5 protein-coding genes and 1 rRNA gene are annotated in these 5,302 nt (G+C 66.5%); 3 read left to right on the forward strand and 3 right to left on the reverse strand.

Annotated elements, in window-relative coordinates:
- On the forward strand, positions 1-705 hold a 705-nt coding region (locus tag WA317_RS14665), incomplete at its 5' end, for an adenylate/guanylate cyclase domain-containing protein (RefSeq protein ID WP_425173723.1).
- 52 nt (positions 706-757) lie between these two features.
- Here WA317_RS14665 and WA317_RS14670 read toward each other — a convergent pair.
- Together WA317_RS14670 and WA317_RS14675 are read right to left on the reverse strand one after the other, a co-directional pair.
- Positions 758-1,492: a sensor domain-containing protein gene (locus WA317_RS14670; protein WP_425173724.1), complete on the reverse strand. Its 735-nt coding sequence runs from the start codon at positions 1,490-1,492 to the stop codon at positions 758-760.
- A 666-nt stretch (positions 1,493-2,158) separates the two neighbouring features.
- Positions 2,159-3,031 carry a DUF3097 domain-containing protein gene (locus tag WA317_RS14675; protein ID WP_425173725.1) on the reverse strand — a complete coding sequence of 291 codons (873 nt, stop codon included), beginning with the start codon at positions 3,029-3,031 and terminating at the stop codon, positions 2,159-2,161.
- Positions 3,032-3,182: 151 nt separating this feature from the next.
- Here WA317_RS14675 and WA317_RS14680 point away from each other — a divergent pair, with 151 nt between their 5' ends.
- Together WA317_RS14680 and WA317_RS14685 are read left to right on the forward strand one after the other, a co-directional pair.
- Entirely contained in the window at positions 3,183-4,670 is a 1,488-nt protein-coding gene (locus WA317_RS14680) for an AlkA N-terminal domain-containing protein (protein WP_425173726.1), read from the forward strand.
- On the forward strand, positions 4,667-5,164 hold the full coding sequence (locus WA317_RS14685) for a methylated-DNA--[protein]-cysteine S-methyltransferase (protein ID WP_425173727.1): 498 nt from the start codon (positions 4,667-4,669) through the stop codon (positions 5,162-5,164). The genes WA317_RS14680 and WA317_RS14685 overlap by 4 nt, the downstream gene beginning before the upstream one ends.
- Before the next feature lie 50 nt (positions 5,165-5,214).
- Here WA317_RS14685 and rrf read toward each other — a convergent pair.
- Positions 5,215-5,302: ribosomal RNA gene (rrf, locus tag WA317_RS14690) — 5S ribosomal RNA — on the reverse strand; the annotation flags it as partial.

A 5,302-nucleotide genomic window follows, 5' to 3' on the forward strand; every position in this document is an offset into this window, starting at 1 on the left:
GACCTGGTGGTGTTCGACGGAACAGAACTCGGTGAGCTGCAGAGTGGTTTCAACGCGATGGTCAGCGGCCTGCGGGAGCGTGAACGGGTGCGAGACCTGTTCGGCCGTCACGTCGGGCGGGAGGTCGCTGCCGCGGCCGAGCGGGAGCGGCCCAAGTTAGGCGGCGAAGAGCGCCACGTCGCGGTGGTTTTCGTCGACATCATCTCCTCGACGCAGTTGGTGACCAAGCGGCCGGCCGCCGAGATCGTGCAATTGCTCAACCGGTTCTTCGGCGTCATCGTCGACGAGGTCGATTCCCACTGCGGGATTGTCAACAAATTCGAGGGCGATGCGACGCTGGCCGTCTTCGGTGCCCCGAATCGCCTCGAGCATCCCGAAGACCAGGCGCTGGCCGCTGCTCGTGTGATCGCCGAGCGGTTGCGGCGGGAGGTCTCTGATTGCCAGGCCGGCATCGGAGTGGCCTCAGGTCAGGTCGTCGCCGGCAACGTCGGCGCCAAAGAGCGGTTCGAATACACGGTGATCGGAGGCCCGGTCAACGAGGCGGCCCGACTGAGCGAGTTGGCCAAAGAACGACCGGGGCGACTGCTGGCGTCATCGGAGACGGTCGAGGGTGCCGGTGAAGAGGAACGGGCGCATTGGTCTATCGGCGACACCGTGACGCTACGCGGGCACGACGAGCCCACCCGGTTGGCCACTCTGGCCTAGCGGCGATCGCGAGCGCGGCGGAAGCCGGGCGAAGCGGGTCGCCGCCATCTGCTCAGCGGCGGGAGTCACCCGCCTTCGCTGCCATCACGTTGAAAACCGTCTCGGCGCGCCGTGTTGTGGCCGCCGCGCCGGAGTGAAAGTCGAAGTCGGTGACATTGACGTCGATGAGGCAGTTGTAGGCGACGCCCAGTGCGCGTTCGGACGGGAAAGCGACGTCGTCGTAGAAGGAGGACAACGTCACCACCGCCGTCAGCAAACCGTTGGCGTTGCGCACCTCTGCTATGTCGTCGCGATATTCGGACGCTCCGGATTTGGCGGACCGCAACGTCACGCTTCTTCCCTGGCACCGTTGCCATTGCCCGACGAATCGGGCGAACAGCGCCTTGGCGTCGCCAGGCGAAGCCAGCGCGATGACTCCTGCATCCACCCAGTGACTCGACTCGACACCGTGCCACCCTTGGAGAGCCACCGCGGCCACCGGGGCGTTTCGGTATGGCGCTTTGAGGAACGGGTCCGTGACGCCGACGCACTCCGCTCCGTCGTTGTCGGCCACCTCCCGGCCGGGCACCAGAACATCGGGACCTCCGACTATGGGCGGGAAGCCGTCGTCGGCCACCGGGGATCGCAGTGCCGAGGTCAACTCCTTGCTGGTCGGCAGGATCTGCGGTATCGAGCGGCCGATACCGATGATGCCTGCCGAGTCGCGGGCGGGTTCGGCGGTTCCGTTCACTGTGCCGGCGCAACCGGCGCACAGCGCAACTGCGCACATGGCCGCGGCCCCAACCATCAAACGCATTCTGCGGCAGCGACTTCGTCAGCGCGGAGCACGGGCACCGCAGGATTACTTCTCGGGTACATCGGAGTAGCAGTACGTTCGCGATGGATAAGTCAGCGCCCGCGGCCCCGCAACGGGCTGTGCCATCCCCGGCGCTGCGGATGAATTGACGGGGCAGGCATGGGAATCTTCGGCGTCGACCCGCTTGGTCACTTTGATGGTCGCCGGTCCGACACAGCGACCCAATTCCCACATCCCCACCGGCACGCCGTACCGATAGCAATGTCCGACAACAAGATTCGGCACCAAGCAGAGCCGGCCCGTCGCTTGGTCGGCGAATGGAGGGCGGAATTGAGCGTACCGTCCCGGAGCACATCCGTCGGGCGCGTCCCCTCGCCTGGCGACGGTGAAACTGGGATCGGTACCGCACGGCGATCTGGTGGCATGCAGTTCTTCACCAGGCGAGCCGGCGTGGACCACTACGCAGGCGCTCCTGGGCGCTGCGTCGCTGTGCTGCGTGATTGCCCACGTGCCAATGACCACTGCGGTTGTCAACGCAATACTCGACAGCGTCAACCACCACCAGCTGCGTACCGAGGTGCGTCTCGGTGACAGACCGGCGCTGGGCAGGTCAGGGTACGGCACTGCCGCCGAATCGCCGAACGTCACCACTCGAGCCTACGGGGCGCTTGCCGGTCCTCCCGGCGTCGAATTCCGCGCATCGGTCACGAAGTCGATCAGCTCCTCGACCCGACCGATCAGCGCCGGCTCGAGGTCGTTCCAGTCGCGCACGCGGCCGCGGATGCGCTGCCAGGCGGCTGCGATGTCGGGCTGCCCTGCATGGGGCCAGCCGAAAGCCTGGCACACACCGTGCTTCCAATCCACACCACGCGGCACCGACGGCCACGCCGGGATGCCCAGCCGGGCGGGTTTGACGGCCTGCCAGATATCGATGAAAGGGTGGCCCACCACAAGCGTGTCAACGCCGCCCGGTCCGCGTCGCACGGCATCGGCGATGCGGGCCTCCTTGGAGCCGGCAACGAGGTGGTCGACGAGCACGCCCAACCGGCGGTCGGGTGCCGGCCGGAATTCCTTGACGACGGCGACGAGGTCATCCACCCCGCCGAGATACTCGACCACGACGCCCTCGATCCGCAGGTCGGCGCCCCAGACCTGTTCCACGAGTTCGGCGTCGTGTCGGCCCTCCACGTAGATGCGGCTGGCGAGTGCCACCTTGGCACGCGCTCCAGCGACCGCGACGGAGCCCGACGCGGTGCGCACCGCGGGCCGGCGGGTCACGCGGCGGGGCGCGGTGAGTATGACGGGCGCACCGTCGATCAGATAGCCCGGGCCGATCGGAAAAGGTCTTCTGCGCCCATGCCGGTCCTCCAACTCCATCCGGCCGTATTCGACGTGCACCACTGCCCCTACATAGCCGGTGTGGGCGTCCTCGACCACCATGCCGACCTGCACGGGGCGCTCGGTCGAGGTCGGTCTGCGCGCCTTGTGCGGGTCGTTGGCAAGGATGTCGGTGCCATAGCGGTCAGCCACCGGATGATCGTAGGGACGAGGGCGCCGGTGGGCGCTCAATGCCGGCCGCGTGTTGCTGAAACCCTGCTGACAATCGGCTCACGGTCGGCGGCGCCACCGCCTTGTCGGATTTCCGCCAGTGTTGTCAGTGGGCGGGTGTAAGAGTCGAAGTGTGCACGAAGACTTCGACCGCTGCTATCGCGCCGTGCAGTCCAAGGATGGCCGGTTCGACGGCTGGTTCGTCACCGCGGTGCAGACCACCGGCATCTACTGCCGGCCGAGTTGCCCGGTGCGCCCACCGTTCGCCCGCAACGTGCGGTTCTTTCCGACCGCTGCGGCAGCACAGCGGGCAGGTTTCCGGGCCTGTAAGCGGTGTCGTCCTGACGCCTCACCCGGCTCGCCGGAGTGGGACGTCCGCGGCGACGTGGTGGCGCGCGCCATGCGGCTGATCGCTGACGGCACCGTAGACCGTGACGGAGTCGGCGGCCTCGCCGAACGGGTCGGATACACCACTCGGCAAGTGGAGCGGTTGCTGCAGGCGGAGGTGGGCGCCGGCCCGCTGGCGCTGGCTCGGGCCCAGCGTGCGCAGACCGCGCGGGTCTTGATCGAGACGACGGACTTGCCGTTCAGCGACGTCGCATTCGCCGCTGGCTTCTCCAGCATCCGGCAGTTCAACGACACCGTGCGCGCGGTCACCGAATGCACACCAACGTCGCTGCGAAAGAATTCCCGCACGCGATTCGGCCGCGATTTCACGTGTCCAGGAACCGTCTCTTTGCGCCTGCCGGTCCGGGCGCCGTTCGCTTACGAGGGCGTCTTCGGACATCTGGCAGCCACTGCGGTGCCCGGGTGCGAAGAGGTGCGTGACGGCGCGTACCGACGAACGCTGCGGCTCTCACACGGGAACGGCATTGTCAGTCTGAAGCCGGCGCCGGATCATGTCCGTTGTCTGCTGACACTGGACGACTTCCGTGACCTCACGACCGCGATCACCCGTTGCCGGCGTCTTCTGGACCTGGACGCCGATCCCCAGGCGGTCATCGACATGTTGGGATCTGACCCTGATCTTGGACCTGCAGTCGCCGAAGGGCCCGGACAACGCATTCCGCGCACCGTCGACGAGGCGGAGTTGGCCGTGCGGGTCGTTCTGGGCCAACAGGTCTCCACCAAGGCGGCCCGGACGCATGCGCGCAGGTTGGTGCTCGCCTACGGTCAGCCGATTGCTGACCCCGAAGGGGCACTGACCCACACCTTTCCGTCGGTGCATCAGCTCGCCGAGATCGACCCGGCTCATCTGGCCGTGCCCGCGGCGCGCCGGCGCAGCCTCAGCGCAGTGATCGACAGTTTGGCCGACGGCAGCCTCGCCCTGGACGCCGGGTGCGACTGGGAACGTGCACGCCAGCAGCTGCTGGCATTGCCGGGAATCGGTCCATGGACTGCCGAGCTGATCGCCATGCGCGGGCTTGGCGACCCGGACGCTTTCCCGGCTACCGACTTGGGGGTGCGGGTGGCGGCTGAACAACTCGGCCTTCCGACGGCGCAGCGGGCGCTGATCGCGCGAAGCCAGGATTGGCGGCCCTGGCGCTCTTATGCCACCCAGCACCTTTGGACCGTGCTCGACCATCCGGTGAACAACTGGCCATCCCAGGAGATCGCATGACGTACTACCGCACGTTCGACAGCCCGATCGGCCCCCTGACGCTGGCGGGGCGCGGATCCACGCTGACTCATCTGCGGATGGTCGATCAAACCCATGAACCGAACCGCGCCGACTGGGTACGCGATGACCGAATACTTCCGGATGTCGTCGACCAGCTCGAAGCCTATTTCGCCGGTGAGCTCACTGCATTCGATCTGCAATTGGATCTCGTTGGTTCCGAATTTCAGCGACGGGTGTGGAATGCCCTGCTGACAATTCCGTACGGGGAGACCCGCTCTTATGGGTACATTGCGAATCAGATCGGCGCTAACGGCGCGGCCCGTGCGGTGGGATTGGCCAACGGGAGAAATCCGGTGGCCATCGTTGTGCCGTGCCACCGCGTTATCGGATCCGCCGGCAGCCTGACCGGTTACGGCGGCGGACTCGACCGCAAAAGAACACTGCTGCAAATGGAGAAGCTGCGAATGCCGGGCCATTTGACGCTATTCGACTAAATGCGGCAATAAAAAAGCACCCCCGGGTGTGGGGGTGCTTTTTTGTGGGTGTTCGGCGGTGTCCTACTTTTCCACCCTGGTGGGTAGTATCATCGGCGCTGGCAGGCTTAGCTTCCGGGTTCGGGATGGGTCCGGGCG

The sequence above is a fragment of the Mycobacterium sp. genome, from assembly GCF_049802695.1.
Lineage (GTDB): Bacteria > Actinomycetota > Actinomycetes > Mycobacteriales > Mycobacteriaceae > Mycobacterium.

Excerpts from the sequence above, each read along its gene's own strand:
- WA317_RS14685 (WP_425173727.1), top strand. The coding sequence starts at position 4,667 with ATGACGTACTACCGCACGTTCGACAGCCCGATCGGCCCCCTGACGCTG.
- WA317_RS14670 (WP_425173724.1), bottom strand. The coding sequence starts at position 1,492 with ATGGTTGGGGCCGCGGCCATGTGCGCAGTTGCGCTGTGCGCCGGTTGC.